At 63.8% G+C, this 15,920-nt stretch carries 18 protein-coding genes; 7 read left to right on the forward strand and 11 right to left on the reverse strand.

Annotation, left to right across the window (positions count from 1 at the left end; genetic code table 11):
- Positions 1-15 precede the first annotated feature (15 nt).
- Entirely contained in the window at positions 16-588 is a 573-nt protein-coding gene (locus tag OOJ09_RS05235) for a cytochrome b (RefSeq protein ID WP_269904180.1), read from the reverse strand.
- 272 nt (positions 589-860) lie between these two features.
- Positions 861-1,751, reverse strand: a complete 891-nt coding sequence (locus OOJ09_RS05240) for a LysR family transcriptional regulator (protein ID WP_269904181.1) — start codon at positions 1,749-1,751, stop codon at positions 861-863.
- Positions 1,752-1,847: 96 nt separating this feature from the next.
- Here OOJ09_RS05240 and OOJ09_RS05245 point away from each other — a divergent pair, with 96 nt between their 5' ends.
- Positions 1,848-2,843, forward strand: a complete 996-nt coding sequence (locus OOJ09_RS05245; RefSeq protein ID WP_269904182.1) for an aldo/keto reductase — start codon at positions 1,848-1,850, stop codon at positions 2,841-2,843.
- Positions 2,844-3,013: 170 nt separating this feature from the next.
- On the opposite strand, the gene OOJ09_RS05250 is transcribed toward OOJ09_RS05245, so the two are convergent.
- The 8 genes from OOJ09_RS05250 to infC all read right to left on the reverse strand — a co-directional run bounded on the left by OOJ09_RS05250 (position 3,014) and on the right by infC (position 9,984).
- On the reverse strand, positions 3,014-3,616 hold the full coding sequence (locus OOJ09_RS05250; RefSeq protein ID WP_269904183.1) for a nucleotidyltransferase family protein: 603 nt from the start codon (positions 3,614-3,616) through the stop codon (positions 3,014-3,016).
- A gap of 38 nt (positions 3,617-3,654) precedes the next feature.
- Positions 3,655-6,063 (reverse strand): phenylalanine--tRNA ligase subunit beta, encoded by a 2,409-nt coding sequence (gene pheT, locus OOJ09_RS05255; protein WP_269904184.1) that lies wholly within the window; start codon positions 6,061-6,063, stop codon positions 3,655-3,657.
- Positions 6,060-6,482, reverse strand: a complete 423-nt coding sequence (locus tag OOJ09_RS05260; protein WP_269904185.1) for a GFA family protein — start codon at positions 6,480-6,482, stop codon at positions 6,060-6,062. Before OOJ09_RS05260 ends, pheT begins: the two co-directional genes overlap by 4 nt.
- Positions 6,479-7,576: a phenylalanine--tRNA ligase subunit alpha gene (gene pheS / locus OOJ09_RS05265; protein ID WP_269904186.1), complete on the reverse strand. Its 1,098-nt coding sequence runs from the start codon at positions 7,574-7,576 to the stop codon at positions 6,479-6,481. Before pheS ends, OOJ09_RS05260 begins: the two co-directional genes overlap by 4 nt.
- A 142-nt stretch (positions 7,577-7,718) precedes the next feature.
- The gene (gene rplT / locus OOJ09_RS05270; RefSeq protein ID WP_006201247.1) at positions 7,719-8,120 is read right to left on the reverse strand and encodes a 50S ribosomal protein L20; all 402 of its coding nucleotides are present in this window, start codon (positions 8,118-8,120) and stop codon (positions 7,719-7,721) included.
- Positions 8,121-8,213: 93 nt separating this feature from the next.
- Positions 8,214-8,417 (reverse strand): 50S ribosomal protein L35, encoded by a 204-nt coding sequence (rpmI, locus tag OOJ09_RS05275; RefSeq protein WP_006201248.1) that lies wholly within the window; start codon positions 8,415-8,417, stop codon positions 8,214-8,216.
- Positions 8,418-8,621: 204 nt separating this feature from the next.
- On the reverse strand, positions 8,622-9,248 hold the full coding sequence (locus OOJ09_RS05280; RefSeq protein WP_269904187.1) for a methyltransferase family protein: 627 nt from the start codon (positions 9,246-9,248) through the stop codon (positions 8,622-8,624).
- Positions 9,249-9,447: 199 nt separating this feature from the next.
- Entirely contained in the window at positions 9,448-9,984 is a 537-nt protein-coding gene (gene infC / locus OOJ09_RS05285; protein WP_013528312.1) for a translation initiation factor IF-3, read from the reverse strand.
- A 221-nt stretch (positions 9,985-10,205) separates the two neighbouring features.
- Here infC and OOJ09_RS05290 point away from each other — a divergent pair, with 221 nt between their 5' ends.
- The 4 genes from OOJ09_RS05290 to OOJ09_RS05305 all read left to right on the forward strand — a co-directional run bounded on the left by OOJ09_RS05290 (position 10,206) and on the right by OOJ09_RS05305 (position 13,577).
- The gene (locus tag OOJ09_RS05290) at positions 10,206-10,976 is read left to right on the forward strand and encodes an alpha/beta hydrolase (RefSeq protein WP_269904188.1); all 771 of its coding nucleotides are present in this window, start codon (positions 10,206-10,208) and stop codon (positions 10,974-10,976) included.
- Positions 10,976-12,160: a benzoate/H(+) symporter BenE family transporter gene (locus OOJ09_RS05295; RefSeq protein WP_269904189.1), complete on the forward strand. Its 1,185-nt coding sequence runs from the start codon at positions 10,976-10,978 to the stop codon at positions 12,158-12,160. The genes OOJ09_RS05290 and OOJ09_RS05295 overlap by 1 nt, the downstream gene beginning before the upstream one ends.
- A 75-nt stretch (positions 12,161-12,235) precedes the next feature.
- Entirely contained in the window at positions 12,236-12,718 is a 483-nt protein-coding gene (locus tag OOJ09_RS05300; protein WP_269904190.1) for a DUF2852 domain-containing protein, read from the forward strand.
- A gap of 100 nt (positions 12,719-12,818) precedes the next feature.
- Positions 12,819-13,577 carry a M48 family metallopeptidase gene (locus OOJ09_RS05305; protein WP_269904191.1) on the forward strand — a complete coding sequence of 253 codons (759 nt, stop codon included), beginning with the start codon at positions 12,819-12,821 and terminating at the stop codon, positions 13,575-13,577.
- 15 nt (positions 13,578-13,592) lie between these two features.
- Here the strand turns inward: OOJ09_RS05305 and OOJ09_RS05310 are convergent, their stop codons facing one another.
- Positions 13,593-13,811: a hypothetical protein gene (locus tag OOJ09_RS05310; protein WP_269904192.1), complete on the reverse strand. Its 219-nt coding sequence runs from the start codon at positions 13,809-13,811 to the stop codon at positions 13,593-13,595.
- A gap of 110 nt (positions 13,812-13,921) precedes the next feature.
- Here OOJ09_RS05310 and OOJ09_RS05315 point away from each other — a divergent pair, with 110 nt between their 5' ends.
- Both OOJ09_RS05315 and trpB read left to right on the forward strand, forming a co-directional pair.
- Entirely contained in the window at positions 13,922-14,581 is a 660-nt protein-coding gene (locus OOJ09_RS05315) for a phosphoribosylanthranilate isomerase (protein ID WP_269904854.1), read from the forward strand.
- Positions 14,582-14,669: 88 nt separating this feature from the next.
- Complete coding sequence (trpB, locus tag OOJ09_RS05320) at positions 14,670-15,920, forward strand: tryptophan synthase subunit beta (protein WP_269904193.1); 1,251 nt, start codon at positions 14,670-14,672, stop codon at positions 15,918-15,920.

Consider the following 15,920-nt stretch of genomic DNA (forward strand, 5'->3'; position numbering starts at 1 on the left):
AACGAACTGCCCGTTCTATTCCCCACCTGACGAAGGTGTGATCATGCGGGTGAGCACATTGTCCCTGAGCCGGAAATGATGACGCAGCGCCGCCGCGACATGCAGCACGACCAGGGCGATGCCGGCATAGGCGAGATACCAGTGCGCCGCGGCCCAGAAGCTTTCCGCCGCGTCCGATTCGGCCAATGGCAGGTTCGGCATGACGAAAAGACTGAACGGCATGCTGGGGATCTCCAGCGTCGACACGGAGACCAGAGCCCAGCCGGACAAAGGCAGAGCGATTTGAAAGGCATAGAGCGCGAGGTGGGCGAGCGGCGCGGCCCGGCGCTCCAGGGTTCCGACCGAGCGCGGCAGCGCCGGCGCCGCATTGCCGAGCCGCCAGGCGATGCGCAGGATGATCAGCCCAAGCAGCAGGAAGCCGAAGGATTTGTGCAGCTGGATCAGTTCGAAGGCGGTGCGCTGGCTGGTGAGCCGCACCATGATGAGGCCGAGTGCGAACTGGCCGATGAAGATCAGCGCAATCAACCAGTGGAGAAGGATCGTGCCCCAGCCGTAGCGGGTCGTGCTGTTTGTGATCGATGCAGACATGGGACGTGAACGACCACGATGCCGGTTTTCGTCCACCCTCCCCCTGTGGGGGTAAGCAGCCGGTTCGCCGCAAGCGAATTCATCGTGCCAGTGGCACGATGAAAGGCCAGCGAACGCCAGGACGCTGCGAAGCAGCGGGGACCCGGCCGGGCTCGCCAATTGTCAGCCAGGCCCTTCGCAGGCTCAGGGCGTTCGAAGTTCGAAAAGCCAAGCAATTGGCTTTCGCCCGCTACGCGGACCACTTCTCACCCCCACAAGTGGGAGGGTGGCTTTCACCCGCTCACCTTGAAGAAATCGACAAAGGCACGCAGCGCCGGCCGCATCTGGCGGCGGCTTGGATAGTAGACGAAGAAACCGTCGAAGGACGGGCACCAGTCCTCCAGCACGCGGATAAGCCGGCCGTCGGCGATTGCATCGCGAACATAGTCCTCGAACACGAAGGCCAGGCCGGCGCCGTCGACCGCCGCCCTGGCGACGAGGTGATCCTCGTCGAGGATCAATGGCCCTTGCGCTGCAAACTCGATCTCCTCGCCGTCCTTCTCGAATTCCCAGCGGTAGAGAATGCCGCTGGAAAAGCGGAAGCGGATACAGCGGTGGCTGGCCAGATCGTGCGGATGCGATGGTTTGGGCATGGTCGCGAAATAGGACGGCGCGCCGACGATGGCGCCACGCAGATTGGGCCCGATGCGCACAGCGATCATGTCGCGCTGCAGGCTTTCGCCGAGCCGCACGCCGGCGTCGAAACCGCCTTCGACGACATCGGTGAAGCGATCCTCGATGATGATCTCCAGCACGATGTCGGGATAGGTCGATGCGAAGGCACCGAGCCGCGGCGTCAGCGCCAGGTGGGCTGCGGTGCGCGGCACGGTCAGCCTGAGATTGCCGGCCGGCCGGTCGCGTGCCTCGATCGCCGTCTCCAGCGCCAGATCGATCTCCGACAGCGCCGGCCGCAGCCGCTCCAGCAGTTGTGCTCCTGCCTCGGTCGGCGCGACGCTGCGCGTGCTGCGCGACAGCAGACGGACGCCAAGCCGCGCCTCCAGGCTGGACACCGCATGGCTGACCGCCGAGGGCGCGATGGCCAGTTCCCTGGCCGCGCCGCGAAAACTGCCGCATTGGGCGACGGTCGCCAGCACCGCAAGCTGTGACAGATGAGCTCGATTCATTGATCTATTTTCTAGAACAGCCTGTGCAGATGAGAGACGATTAACGAACATAAGGCAAGGCGCTATTTCCCAGGCATCACAACAAGGAGACGCGTGATGCAAACCCGCAAGCTAGGAACTGAACTGAACGTCTACCCGGTTGGCCTCGGCTGCATGGGCATGAGCTTTGTCTATGGCGGCCAGCCGGAAGCCGAGGCGATCGCCACACTGCACCGCGCCGTCGAGATCGGCGTCAATTTCTTCGACACGGCGGAAGTCTATGGCCCCTTCGAGAACGAGATCCTGCTCGGCAAGGCACTGAAGCCGGTGCGCGACAAGGTGACGATCGCCACCAAGTTCGGCTTCAAGATCCTGAAGGAAGGCGTAGGCACCGAGCGCATGGCCGGCGTCGACAGCCGTCCCGAGCACGTCAAGGCGGTCGCCGAGGCATCGCTGAAGCGACTCGGCACCGACGTGATCGACCTCTACTACCAGCACCGCGTCGACCCCAACGTGCCGATCGAGGATACGGTCGGCGCCATGGCCGAGCTGGTGCGCGAGGGCAAGGTGCGCGCACTCGGCCTGTCGGAGGCGAGCGCCGCGACCATCCGCCGGGCGCATGCCGTGCATCCGATATCGGCCGTGCAGAGCGAATATTCGCTTTGGAGCCGCGACCCTGAAGACGAAGTGTTCGCCGTCTGCCGCGAACTCGGCATCGGCTTCGTGCCCTACAGCCCGCTCGGCCGCGGCCTGTTGACCGGCACGATCGCCAAACCCGAGGCTTTGAGCGACGACGACTGGCGCCGCGGCCTGCCGCGTTTCCAGGCCGACGCCATGGCGGCCAATGCCGCCGTCATCGCCACGCTGGAGAAGATGGCGACTGAAAAAGGCGTAACCTCGGCGCAGCTGGCGCTGGCCTGGGTGCTGCATCAAGGCGACTTCATCGTGCCGATCCCCGGCGCGCGAAAAATCCGCCATCTCGAGCAGAACACGGCGGCGGCCGGGATCGAACTGAGCGTGGCCGAGGTGGCCGCGATCGGCGACGCGCTGTCGCCCGACAAGGTCGTCGGCAAGCGCTACACCGAGGAGCTGCTGGCGCTGGTGAATGGCTAGGCCTTCACCTTCACCCTCCCCCTTGTGGGGAGGGTCGGCTCGCTGTCGTAGCAAAGCGGAGACAGCGAGACGGGGTGGGGGTAGCGCCCTACGAGAACCCCCACCCCGCTCCGCAAAACGCCGCTTTGCGGCATTTCGCTCCGCGACCCTCCCCACAAGGGGGAGGGTGGTCACCACGGCACCACCGTGATCTCCGGCCAGTTGGCCTTCGCGCGGGCGCCCTTGGCCTCGTGCGTCTTGCGGTTGTCCAGTGCCTTGTTCGGCGTGATACGAAACGAGAAGATGTCATCAAGACCGAACGGCGCCATCAGCTCAAATTGCCCATCCGCGCCAAAATGAACGCCGACCGCATGGGTTCTCGAAGCGAAATAGGAAAGCGCTTCTGCAGACGAGGAAAGTCTGGGATAGGTGTCGCCAAAACGCGCCTCGTACCAGAGATGAACCCGCGCCTGGTTGCGCACTTCGACCGGCAACGCCAGCTCCTCGAAATGCTGCGCCGCTCGGCGGATGACCGCGTCCTCGGCCTCATAGGACAGGTCGCTCTCGTCGAAATAGAACAGGTCGACATCCCTAATGCCGTAACCTGACGGCTTCCCGGTCAGGTTGTTCCAGACGCTGTTGTAGAGCGCGCCGGAGACCAGCAGCCAGTCCGGCAGCGCGAGCGCGCGCACCCGAGCCAGTGTTTCGACAAGCAGCGGATCCGCCGCGACAATGCCGAGAAAAGCCGTGCGTTGTGCTTCGAACGGGAGGCCGGAATAGCGCAGATGGTCCATCGCCCTTTGGAGGGCGATGGACCATCTGCCCGCAAGCCTCAGCCTCTCAGCACACCACCGGTCTGCTTGCCGACATTCTCGACGATACGCTTGGCCAGCGACTCGAAATCGTCGTCGGTCAGCGTCCTCTCGACCGGCTGGATCGACACTTCGATGGCGATCGACTTCTTGCCCTCGCCGAGCGACGCACCTTCGAAAATATCGAAGACCGAAACGCCTGATATCAGCTTCTTGTCGGCGGCAAGGGCTGCGCGCACCAACGTGCCGGCCTCGACCGACTTGTCGACGACGAAGGCGAAATCGCGCTTCACCGCCTGGAAAGCGGACAGCTCCAGCTTCGGCTTGGTCTTCGTCGGCTTGGCTTTCGGCTCGGGCACGGCATCGACGAACACTTCGAAACCGCAAAGCGGCCCGGAGACATCGAGCCCCTCCAGCGTCTTCGGGTGGAACTCGCCGAAGGTGCCAAGCACGGTCTTTGGCCCGAGCTTGATCGTGCCGGAACGGCCGGGATGGTACCAGCCCGGTCCACCGGCCTCGATCTGCAGCCGCTCGACCGGCGCGCCGCAGGCTTCGAGCGCCGCGATCGCATCCGCCTTGGCGTCGAACACGCCGACCGGACCTGAATTGCCGGCCCAGTTGCGGCCTGAACCGTCCAGCTTTGCCGTGCCGCGCCGAACGCCGGCGGCCACGCGCCGCTGCTGGTTGGCGCCGTCGCCCTCATAGGTGCCCGACACTTCGAACAGCGCCACGTCGCCGATGCCCCTGTCGGCATTGCGTTGGGCGGCGGCGATCAGCCCCGGCAGCAGCGACGGCCGCATGTCGGACATGTCTGCGGCGATCGGGTTGGCAAGCTTCAGCGCGGCCTGGCCGCCGCCGAACAGTTCGGCGTGCTTGGCCGGGATGAACGACCAGGTGACGGCCTCCATCATGCCGCGCACGGCGAGCGCCCGCTTGGCCGTGCGGGTGCGGACCTGCAGCGTGGTGAGGATTTTTGCATTGACCGCGTCATGCGAACCGAGCGGCTGGGCCAAGATATTGTCGACGCCGTGGATGCGCATCACCTCCTCGACCAGATCGGCCTTGCCGTCGATATCGGGGCGCCAGGACGGCACGGCCACATCGACGACATCGCCCGAGCCCTTGGGCTTGAAGCCGAGGCGCGACAGGATGTCGAGGCTTTCAGCCTTCGGCACCTCGATACCGGTCAGCCGCTTTACTTCCGACAGCGGGAAGGAAACGATCATGGGCTTGTGACCGGCATAGCCGGCCACTTCGATCTCCGTCGGCGTACCGCCGCAGAAATCGAGCGCCAGCCTGGTCGCCAGCTCGACGCCGGGGACCATGAATTCGGGGTCGACGCCGCGTTCGAAGCGGTAGCGGGCATCGGTGATGATGCCGAGCGTGCGGCCGGTACGCGCGGTGGCGATCGGGTCCCAGAGGGCCGATTCGATCAGCACGTCTGTGGTGTTCTCGTCGCAGCCGGAATGCTCGCCGCCCATGATGCCGGCGATCGATTCGACGCCGTCGTCATCGGCTATCACGCACATCTCCGGCGTCAGCGTGTATTCGCGGCCATCGAGCGCCAGCACCTTCTCGCCGTCGCGCGCCCGGCGCACGACAAGATTGCCGGCAACCTTCTTGGCATCGAACACATGCAACGGGCGGCCGCGATCGAAGGTGACGTAGTTGGTGATGTCGACCAGCGCGCTGATCGGCCGAAGTCCAATGGCGATCAGCCGTTGCTGCAGCCATTTCGGCGACGGGCCGTTCTTGACGCCCTTGACCAGATTGAGCGCGAAGCCCGGGCAGAGCTCCGGCGCCTCGATCGTCACCTTGACAGGGCACATGCCGCTGCCGGCATGAGGCATGATGGCACCGCCAACGAGGCGGCCAAGCCCGCTCGCCGCCAGATCCCTGGCGATGCCGTAGACGCTGGTGGCATCCGGCCGGTTCGGCGTCAGGTTGATCTCGATCAGGGGATCGTCAAGATGCGCGTACGCAGCGAAGCTGGTGCCGACGGGGGCGTCGGCCGGCAGGTCGATGATACCGCTATGCTCGTCGGAAAGCTCCAGCTCGCGCTCGGAGCACATCATGCCATGGCTTTCGACGCCCCTGATCTTGCCGACGGTCAGCGTCACGTCGATGCCGGGCACATAGGTGCCGGGCGCGGCAAAGGCACCGATCAACCCGGCGCGAGCATTCGGCGCGCCGCAGACGACCTGCACGGGTGGCTTGCCGTCGCCTGTGTCGACGGTGAGCACGCGCAGCCGGTCGGCATCGGGGTGCTGCACCGCCGTCAGCACCTTGGCGATGACGAAGGGTTTCAGGCTCGACTTGTCGTCGACATGCTCGACTTCGAGGCCGATCGACGTCAGCCGCTCGACGATCTCGTCGAGCGAGGCGTCGGTCTCGAGATGATCCTTGAGCCAGGAGAGGGTGAATTTCATGGGACTGTTCCGTCTGGTCTTTTGACGCTTGTTTTCAGGTGTCTCGGCAAGTCGTCGGACATATACAGGTAAGGAAGCTGCTCGCTGACATAGGCATGCAGCGTCGGTTTGAAATCGGCCGGCATGTCCATGGCGCCGAGCATGAAGTAGATGTCGTCCTCCAGCCGCTCGTCGACATAGGCGATCGGCGAGCCGCAGACGCCGCAGAAGGAGCGCGTCACCGGCCCGTTCTCGTACATCTTCAGCGCCTTGCCGGTGAACGCCACCTGGTCGACCAGGAAGCCGACAAAGGCCGAAACCGGCGCGCCGCTCGCCCGCCGGCAATCGCCGCAATGGCAATAGCTGACGTGGTGCGGCTCGGCCGAAGCCTCGAACCGCACGGCGCCGCAGCGGCAGCCGCCGGTGTGCGGCGCTGTCATGCGCTCAGTCCGCCGAACAAAGTCGGCATGTCGAGCGGCCTGAAACCGTAATGCGACAGCCAGCGGACATCGGCATCGAAGAAGGCACGCAGGTCCGGCATGCCGTATTTCAGCATGGCGATGCGGTCGATGCCCATGCCCCAGGCAAAGCCCTGATATTCGTCCGGGTCGAGCCCACCATGGCGCAGTACATTGGGATGCACCATGCCGCAGCCGAGGATCTCCATCCAGTCGGAGCCTTCGCCGAAACGCACCTCGCCCGGCCGCGAGCGGTCGCACTGGATGTCGACTTCCAGGCTGGGCTCGGTGAACGGGAAGAAGCTGGGCCGGAAGCGCATCTTGACCTGTGGCACCTCGAAGAAGGCCTTGCAGAACTCTTCCAGCACCCACTTCATGTTGGCGACATTCGCCGTCTTGTCGATCACCAGCCCCTCGACCTGATGGAACATCGGCGAGTGGGTGGCGTCCGAATCCTGCCGGTAGGTCTTGCCCGGGATGACGATGCGGATCGGCGGCTTCTGCGTCTCCATGGTGCGGATCTGCACCGGCGAAGTGTGGGTGCGCAACAGCTTGCGCTCGCCCTTTTCGTCCGGCTGGAAGAAGAAGGTGTCGTGCATCTCGCGCGCCGGATGGCCTTCGGGGAAATTCAGCGCGGTGAAATTGTAGTGGTCGCTCTCGATGTCCGGCCCCTCGGCGATCGAGAAGCCGAGGTCGCCGAAGATCGCCGCGATCTCGTCGATGACCTGGCTGATCGGATGGATGCGGCCGCGCTCGGCCGGCGACTGCCGCACCGGCAGGGTCACGTCGACCTTTTCGGCGGCAAGGCGGGCGGTGATCGCCACATCCTTCAGCTCGGCCCGTCGCGAGGTCAGCGCCTCGGTAACACGGTTCTTGAGGCCGTTGATGGCCGGGCCCTTCACCTGGCGTTCCTCGGCGGTCATCGCGCCGAGCGTCTTCAGCATTTCGGAAATCGATCCCTTCTTGCCAAGGGCCGAAACCCGCACGGCTTCAATCGCGGCCTCGTCGGCGGCCGATGCGATGTCGGCCAGAAGTGAGTTTTCAAGCGTATCAAGGCCAGTGGTTGCGTCGTTCACGGTCAAACTCGCTGCGTTGGGAAGTCAGCCTTAAGGTGGAAGTCACGTTTAAGGTGAATTCAGGCATAAGAAAAACCCGCGCCAGCCGTGCCAGCGCGGGTTCCCCAAATCAGAATTGCGAATGCTTGGGAAGCGCTGGTCTTTAAGCGACAGCGCTTTCAAAAGCGTTCGGCGTGGTGTTCTTCAGATATTCGAGCGCCACCTTGGCCTTGGCCACGAGAGCCGCGAAAGCCTGCGGCTCATGGATGGCCATGTCGGACAGGATCTTGCGATCGATCTCGATGCCGGCCTTGTTGAGGCCGTCGATGAAGCGGCCATAGGTCAGGCCATGCTCGTGGGTCGCGGCGTTGATGCGCTGGATCCACAGCGCGCGGAACGAGCGCTTGCGGTTCTTGCGGTCGCGGTAAGCGTACTGCAGCGACTTTTCCACCGCCTGCTTGGCGATGCGGATGGTGTTCTTGCGGCGGCCGTAGAAGCCTTTCGCAGCTTTCAGGACCTTCTTGTGCTTGGCGTGCGAGGTGACGCCTCTCTTTACGCGTGCCATGTCATGATCTCCTTAAAAGCAATTCCAGGAAAAGTGCTCAGCGGTTTTCCGTTCGGAATTGCGTAAAACTAATGCGTGTCCGGACCGAACGCCTTAGAGGCCGTTCGGCAGAAAATTCTTGATGACCTTCTTGCCATCCGGTTCAGCCAGAACCATCGTGCCGCGGGCATTTCGAATGAACTTGTTGGAACGCTTGATCATGCCGTGACGCTTGCCGGCCGCAGCCGACAGGACTTTACCCGTACCTGTAATCTTGAACCGCTTTTTGGCGGCGGACTTGGTCTTCATCTTGGGCATTTTGCTACTCCGTATCGTGGGCGCACTATCGCGCTTTTGTTCGCTTCAGGCCGACCAAAGCCCGAAAAGCAAATGAAACCGCCACGGCATGCCCTGCCGGGCGGTTTTTCAGAACCGCGGTGCTATACGTCAAAGCAGGCGGCTGTGCAACACCCCCTGCGCCGCGCGTTGCCGAAACGTCGGGATGCGACGCTTGGGTCCTCGTCAGGGCAGCGTGAACCAGACCGGCAGCATGCCCGACTGCTGGGCGCCATCGATCAGTTCGAAGGCCGGCAGCGCGATCAGGAACACCAGCCCGTCGAGCAGCGTAGTCAACAGCAGGCGCGGCTTGAAGCTGCCGGTATCGCCCTCCTGGTAGAGCGAGAGCTTCGGAAAGAAGCGCGGCACCCTCGCCAGATAGGCCGCGTACGGCGCGCCGAGCGCTTCCCTGAGGAATTTCTCCTCGCGCAGGATGACGATATGGAAGGCGCCCGCGCACAGGACAGCAAAGAGAATGATGCCGGAGAACGAGCCGATCTGCGCGCCGACGCCGGCCGCGGCCACTGTCGAGAACACGTAGAGCGGGTTGCGGGTGATCGAGTATGGCCCGCCCGTCACCACCTCGGAAGACTTGCGCCCACCTATATAGAGCGTCGCCCAAAGGCGTCCGACAATGCCGAGGAAAATCAGCAGCACGCCGAACATCTCGATCGACTCGTGCACCGGCGTATCGGGCGGGAAGGTCGACTGGCCGAACAGCAGCGCCAAGAACAGCACCACCACGAGCACGGCAAGCACCAGCCTGCGCATCTGCTGATAGTTGCCCAGCCCGTACTTGAATTCATTGTCCAAGGGAGGAATCCGATCGTCGAGGAGCCTGGTGCATGCCGCCTGAAAATGGCCCCGGTCTTGGGAGGACGACATGCATAAAAAACAGAACCGGCGATCGCGGCCTTGGTCAAGAAACAGGCGTCCCGCCGATCGCCGGGACGCCCTGTAGCACGATTCAGGCGGATTTGGAGCGCGATAACAAGCCTGACGTCATCGTGATCTAGCGAGGCGACAGCACCATCATCATCTGGCGGCCTTCAAGCTTCGGTTCCGCCTCGACCTTGGCGATGGTCGCAACTTCCTCGCGCACCTTGTTCAGAAGCTGCATGCCAAGTTCCATGTGCGCCATCTCGCGGCCCCGGAAACGCAGTGTCAGCTTGACCTTGTCGCCTTCCTCGAAGAAGCGGCGAACCGCCTTCATCTTGGTCTCGTAGTCGTGGCTGTCGATGTTCGGGCGCATCTTGATCTCCTTAATCTCGATGACCTTCTGGTTCTTGCGCGCCTCGGCCGCCTTCTTCTGGTTGGCGTATTTCAACTTGCCGAGATCGAGGATCTTTACGACGGGGGGCACCGCATTGGGCGATATCTCGACCAGATCGAGCCCGGCCTCTTCGGCGAGCAACAATGCGTCGTTGATGGAAACATCGCCGCGGTTCTGGCCTTCGGCGTCGATAAGCTGGACCCGGGGAACCCGGATATCACGGTTTGAGCGCGGGCCATCCTTGGTCGGCGCCGCTGCTTTGAAAGGTCTGCGAATGGTCGTGGTCTCCTTGGCCGTTTCGTTCAGGGTTTGCAGGTCTTGATGCGTGGACGCGCCAATGTGGTGAGCGCGCGGGCGGAGTCAATAGCACAGCATTGACAGGAAATCACCCTGATCACTGACCTGCACCAAACAAAGAAGGACCGCGAGCACTTTTCGCCACACCACTGGCTGTGTCACAAGACCCGGTGCCAAGAGACCGGCGTGAGGAAAAAGCCATGACTGCCACGCCCCCTGTCTTTCTGGACGTCGACGGATCGAGCATCGCGGTGCGCCACACGGCTGGCACGACGCCCGGCATCGTCTGGCTCGGCGGCTACAAGTCGGACATGCTGGGCACCAAGGCCGAAACGCTGTCGGACTGGGCGGCAGGAGAAGGCCGCGCCTTCCTGCGCCATGACTATTCCGGCCATGGCGAATCCGGCGGCGCCTTTGCCGATGGCACGATTTCCAAATGGCTTTCGCAAAGCCTGGCCGTGTTCCGGCACTTCACCAGGGGCAAGCAGATCCTGGTCGGTTCGTCGATGGGGGCCTGGATCGCGCTGCGCATGGTGCAGGAACTGCGCAAGGCAGGCGACAACAACGTCGCCGGCCTGGTGCTGCTGGCGCCGGCGCCGGATTTCACCGTCGAGCTGGTCGAACCGGTGCTCACCGAGGCGCAGAAGCACGATCTCGCCGAAAAAGGCTTCTTCGAGGAGCCGTCGGACTATTCCAGCGAGCCTTACATCTACACACGCGCGCTGATCGAGGACGGGCGCAACAACCGGGTCATGGCAGGCCCTATCGACACGCATTGCCCGGTGCACATCTTGCAGGGACTGGCCGATCCGGACGTGCCGGCAAGCCACGCGCTGAAGCTGGTCGGCCTGCTGCCCGCGGACGATGTGACATTGTCGCTGATCCCCGACGGCGATCATCGGCTGTCGCGGCCGCAGGATCTCGACATGCTTGTACGGACCGTCGACGCGATGGCGCGGAGGGGAAACTGATGCGCGTTTCCATTCCGATATCCGCCTTTGTCGCGGCAATCGTCGGCTTTGGCGGCACGCTGGCCGTCGTCATCGCCGCCGCCAAGGCGGTCGGCGCGACGCAGATCGAGACAGCGAGCTGGGTGACGGCGATCTGCTTGGCGATGGCGATCGAGTGCCTGTGGCTATCCTGGCGCACGAAGATGCCGGTCATCACCGCCTGGTCGACGCCGGGCCTGGCGCTGATCGCCGCGTCGAGCGGCTTCTCGATGGGCGAGGCCGTCGGCGCCTTCATCGTCACCGGCCTCCTGTTGATCGCGACCGGCCTGTTTGGACCGCTGACGCGGCTGATCGCCAGGATACCGCCGTCGGTGGCATCGGGCATGCTGGCCGGCATCCTCGTCAGTTTCGCCATCAACGCGGTCAAGGCCATCCCCGCCGATCCCTGGCTGATCCTGCCGCTGATCGCGGCCTTTTTCATCATCAGGCTGTTCAATCCGGCGGTGTCGGTGCTGGTGGTGCTGATCGGCGGCGGCCTCGCCGCTTTCCTGACAGGCCGCGTCGGCGGCTTGCCGACACCGGAACTGTCGACGCTGACGCTGATCACACCGCGGTTCAGCGCCGCCGCGATCATCGGCCTGGCGCTGCCGCTCTACCTCGTCACCATGGCTTCGCAGAACCTCTCCGGGCTCGCCGTGCTGCGCGCCGCCGGCTATCACCCGGAGCCCGGCCCGCTGATCGGCGTCACCGGCCTGTTTTCGCTGCTGTCGGCGCCGTTTGGCGGCTCGACCACCAACCTGGCGGCGATTTCGGCGGCGATCTGCACCGGGCCGGACGTCCACCCCGATCCGGCTGAACGCTGGAAGACCGGCCCGTTCTATGCGCTCGCCTACATCATCTTTGCCATATTCGGTGCTTCGCTGGTGGCAATCTTCGCCGTCCTGCCGCAAAGCCTGATCGTGCTGGTGGCGGGTCTGGCGCTGACGGCGCCGCTTGCCAATGCCCTGTCTATCGCCCTGAAGGACGAAGGCGAACGCATGGCTGCCACCGTCACCTTTGCCGTCACCGCGTCGGGACTGACGCTGTTCGGCGTCGGCGCCGCATTCTGGGGGCTGGTCGCGGGCCTGGCCGTCCTTTTCCTCGAAGCATTCAAAAAGCGACAATCATTTCAGCCTCTTGTCCGGTTTTGGCGGACATTGTCTTGAATCGCCGTTTTCTTCTTCCCATTTCGATTCCACGCAGCCGGGTTTGGCTGTCTCCAACCGAAGGAATGGGAGAAAATGAACACATCCGCATTGATCCGTCCGGCCTGGACGCCGGCAACCATCGCGTTGATGGTGATCGGTTTCATGGTGTTCTGGCCACTCGGCTTCGCCATGCTTGCCTACATCATCTGGGGCGACCGCCTCGATGGCTTCAAGCGTGACGTCAACCGGGCGACCGACGGCATCTTCGCCGGCTGCCGCCGCGGTTCCGACAAGGCCGCTCGCTGGGGCCACGGCTCCGCCCGCACCGGCAACGTCGCTTTCGACGACTGGCGCGAAAAGGAACTCGAGCGCCTGGACGAAGAGCGCCGCAAGCTCGACGAGATGCTGACCCAGTTCGACGAGTACGCCCGCGAACTGCGCCGCGCCAAGGACCAGGACGAGTTCGACCGCTTCATGGCGAACCGCAACAAGGCGACGGCGCCGACGAAGACCGACCCGAGCTCCGGGGCGACGACCAGCAAGCGTGGCAAGGGCTCGAACCTGCTTGACGACTAAGGCCAAGCGACAGGCCAGATCGTGAAAAAACGGCGTCGCGCGAGCGGCGCCGTTTCTTTTTTGTTCTATTCGTTTTCCTCGAATCGCGTATCGTCCGGCCATGTCTTTCGGCTTCTTCCGCAACCTGACAAAACCCAAGCCCGCGCCGGTCCAGGAGCGCGAGCATGTCGTTGCCGGCCGGTCATTGCCGCTCAAGATCGTCGAGAACGATCGCGCCCGGCGGTTGACGCTGCGCATCGATTCCGGTGGCCGTGGCCTGCGCATCACAGTGCCGCCGGGTCTGCGCCGGGGCGAGGTGGAGAAATTCCTCGACCGCCATCAGGAGTGGCTGGAACAGCGGCTGGCCAAGGTGCCCAACCGGCCGCAGGTGCGGCCCGGCATCAAGGTCCCGGTGCGCGGCGTGCCGCACCGTATCGTCCATGAGCCCTCGAAACGTGGCACCGTCACCGTGTCGCGCGACGAGCGCGGCCCGCTGTTGATCGTGCATGGCGAGCGCGTGCACCTGCCGCGCCGCATCGCCGATTTCCTCAAGCGTGAGGCCAAGCGCGAGATCGAGGCGCTGGTGGTCAAGCATACGCAGGCACTGGGCAAGCGCGCCAAGGCGATCCGCTTCAAGGACACATCAAGCCGCTGGGGCTCGTGCACCTCGGAAGGCAATCTGTCGTTTTCCTGGCGCATCATGATGGCGCCGGCGCCGGTCATAAATTACCTCGTCGCACATGAGGTGGCCCATCTCAAGGAGATGAACCACGGTCCGAAATTCTGGAAACTGTGCGAACAGCTTTGCCCGGACACCGAGCGCTGCAAGGCCTGGCTGAAGCGCAACGGCGGCGCCTTGCAGGCGATCGCGTTCGAGTAGGTGACGGGCGACGATTCAATCGTCGTTGGCGGCGTTGAGGTCCTCGGGCCGCAGGCCCTCGTCGTCATTACGCGGCCATGGCAGGAATTTGCTGTCGAAGGCGTCGCCACCGAAATAGTCGAGCGCCCGATGTGCCTCGGTACCGTTGAAGGCGGCCTTGTCCACCAGATGAGCGATAACCTCGCGCGCCTGAGCGATCTTCTGCCTGAGTTCGGCAACCGTTCTGTCCGCCATGATCTGCTCCCGCCTTGCGTCCTGTCCATCAATAGGTAGCGCCTTTGGCCTCGCCGGCAAACAGCATGCTTTTTCTCGACTCTTATCGCTTTTCGTGCCAATCCCGCGCCATGGCGCTTGACATCAAGATCTGCGGCTTGAAGACCGACAAGGCATTGGCCGCGGCATTGGCCGGCGGCGCCAGCCATGTCGGCTTCATTTTCTTTGCCAAAAGCCCGCGCTACGTCGAGCCAGCCGAGGCTGGCCGCCTGCGCGAGGCGGCGCGCGGCAAGGCAATCGCGGTTGCTGTCACCGTTGATGCAAGCGACGCATTCCTCGATGAGATCGTCGAAACGATGCAGCCCGACATGCTGCAGCTGCACGGCTCGGAAACGCCCGGGCGCGTGGCCGAGGTCAAGGCCCGCCATGGGCTGCCCGTGATGAAGGCGCTGCCGCTCAGCGAGGCTGCCGATCTGGAACGGATAAAGCCGCTCATCGGCGTTGCCGACCGCTTCCTGTTCGACGCCAAGCCGCCGAAGGGCTCGGAACTGCCGGGGGGCAACGGCGTCGCCTTCGACTGGCGCATTCTCGCCGGCCTTGACGCCGGCGTCGATTACATGCTTTCCGGTGGGCTCAACGCCGCCAACATCGGCGATGCCCTTCGGCTTGCCAACCCGCCCGGAATAGACATTTCTTCAGGCGTGGAAAGCGCGCCAGGCGTCAAGGATCCGGCGCTGATCGAACAGTTCTTCCGGGCCGTCAGGGCAGCACGCGACAACCGCGCCGCCTGACCGGCTCAAACCAGAGCATGTCCCGGAAAAGTGGGAACCGATTTTCCGACAAGGACAGGCTCGCAAGTCAAGATGCAGGAGATCGGCAATGGACAAGCCGGCGACACCCAATTCCTTCCGCACCGGACCCGACGAACAGGGTATGTTCGGCATTTTCGGCGGTCGTTTCGTTGCCGAAACGCTGATGCCGCTGATCCTCGATCTCGAGCGGAACTGGAACGAGGTCAAGAACGATCCGGATTTCAAGGCTGAACTCACGGATCTCTCGACCCATTACGCCGGACGGCCGTCGAAGCTCTATTTCGCGGAAGGGCTGACCAGGCATCTTCGTGAGGTTTCCTCGGCGAAGGGCCTCGGGGGCGGCGCCAAGGTCTATTTCAAGCGCGAGGACCTGAACCATACCGGCTCGCACAAGATCAACAACTGTCTCGGCCAGATCCTGCTGGCCAAGCGCATGGGCAAGAAGCGCATCATCGCCGAGACGGGCGCTGGCCAGCATGGCGTGGCGTCCGCCACCGTCGCCGCCCGCTTCGGCTTTCCCTGCGTCGTCTATATGGGCGCCACCGACGTCGCCCGTCAGAGCCCGAATGTCTTCCGCATGAAGCTGCTGGGCGCCGAGGTGCGGCCGGTGACCGCTGGCCATGGCACGCTGAAGGACGCCATGAACGAGGCGCTGCGCGACTGGGTGACGAATGTCGAGGACACCTACTACCTGATCGGTACCGCCGCCGGCCCGCATCCCTATCCGGAGCTGGTGCGCGACTTCCAGTCGGTGATCGGTTCGGAGGCGCGCGCGCAGATCCTCGAACAGGAAGGCCGGCTGCCCGACACCATCATCGCTTGTGTCGGCGGCGGCTCGAACGCCATCGGCATGTTCCACCCCTTCCTCGACGACAAGGAGGTTCGCATCATCGGCATCGAAGCCGGTGGCCGTGGCCTCGACGGCATCGAGCATTGCGCCTCGATGAATGCCGGAAAGCCCGGCGTTCTGCACGGCAACCGCACCTATCTCCTGCAGAATTCCGACGGCCAGATCATGGACGGCCATTCGATCTCGGCCGGCCTGGATTATCCCGGCGTCGGCCCGGAGCATTCCTGGCTGCGCGACAGCGGCCGCGTCGAATACGTCCCGATCCTCGACGACGAGGCGCTGGAAGCGTTCAAGCTGACGACGCGCGTCGAAGGCATCATCCCGGCGCTGGAATCGGCGCACGCCATCGCGCATGCGGTGAAGATCGTGCCAGCCATGGACAAGGACCAGATCGTCATCGTCAACCTGTCCGGCCGCGGCGACAAGGACGTGCATACGGTTGCCAGCATGCTGGGCATGGAGATCTGA

This window comes from Mesorhizobium qingshengii, assembly GCF_027563465.1.
Classification (GTDB): Bacteria; Pseudomonadota; Alphaproteobacteria; order Rhizobiales; family Rhizobiaceae; genus Mesorhizobium; species Mesorhizobium qingshengii_A.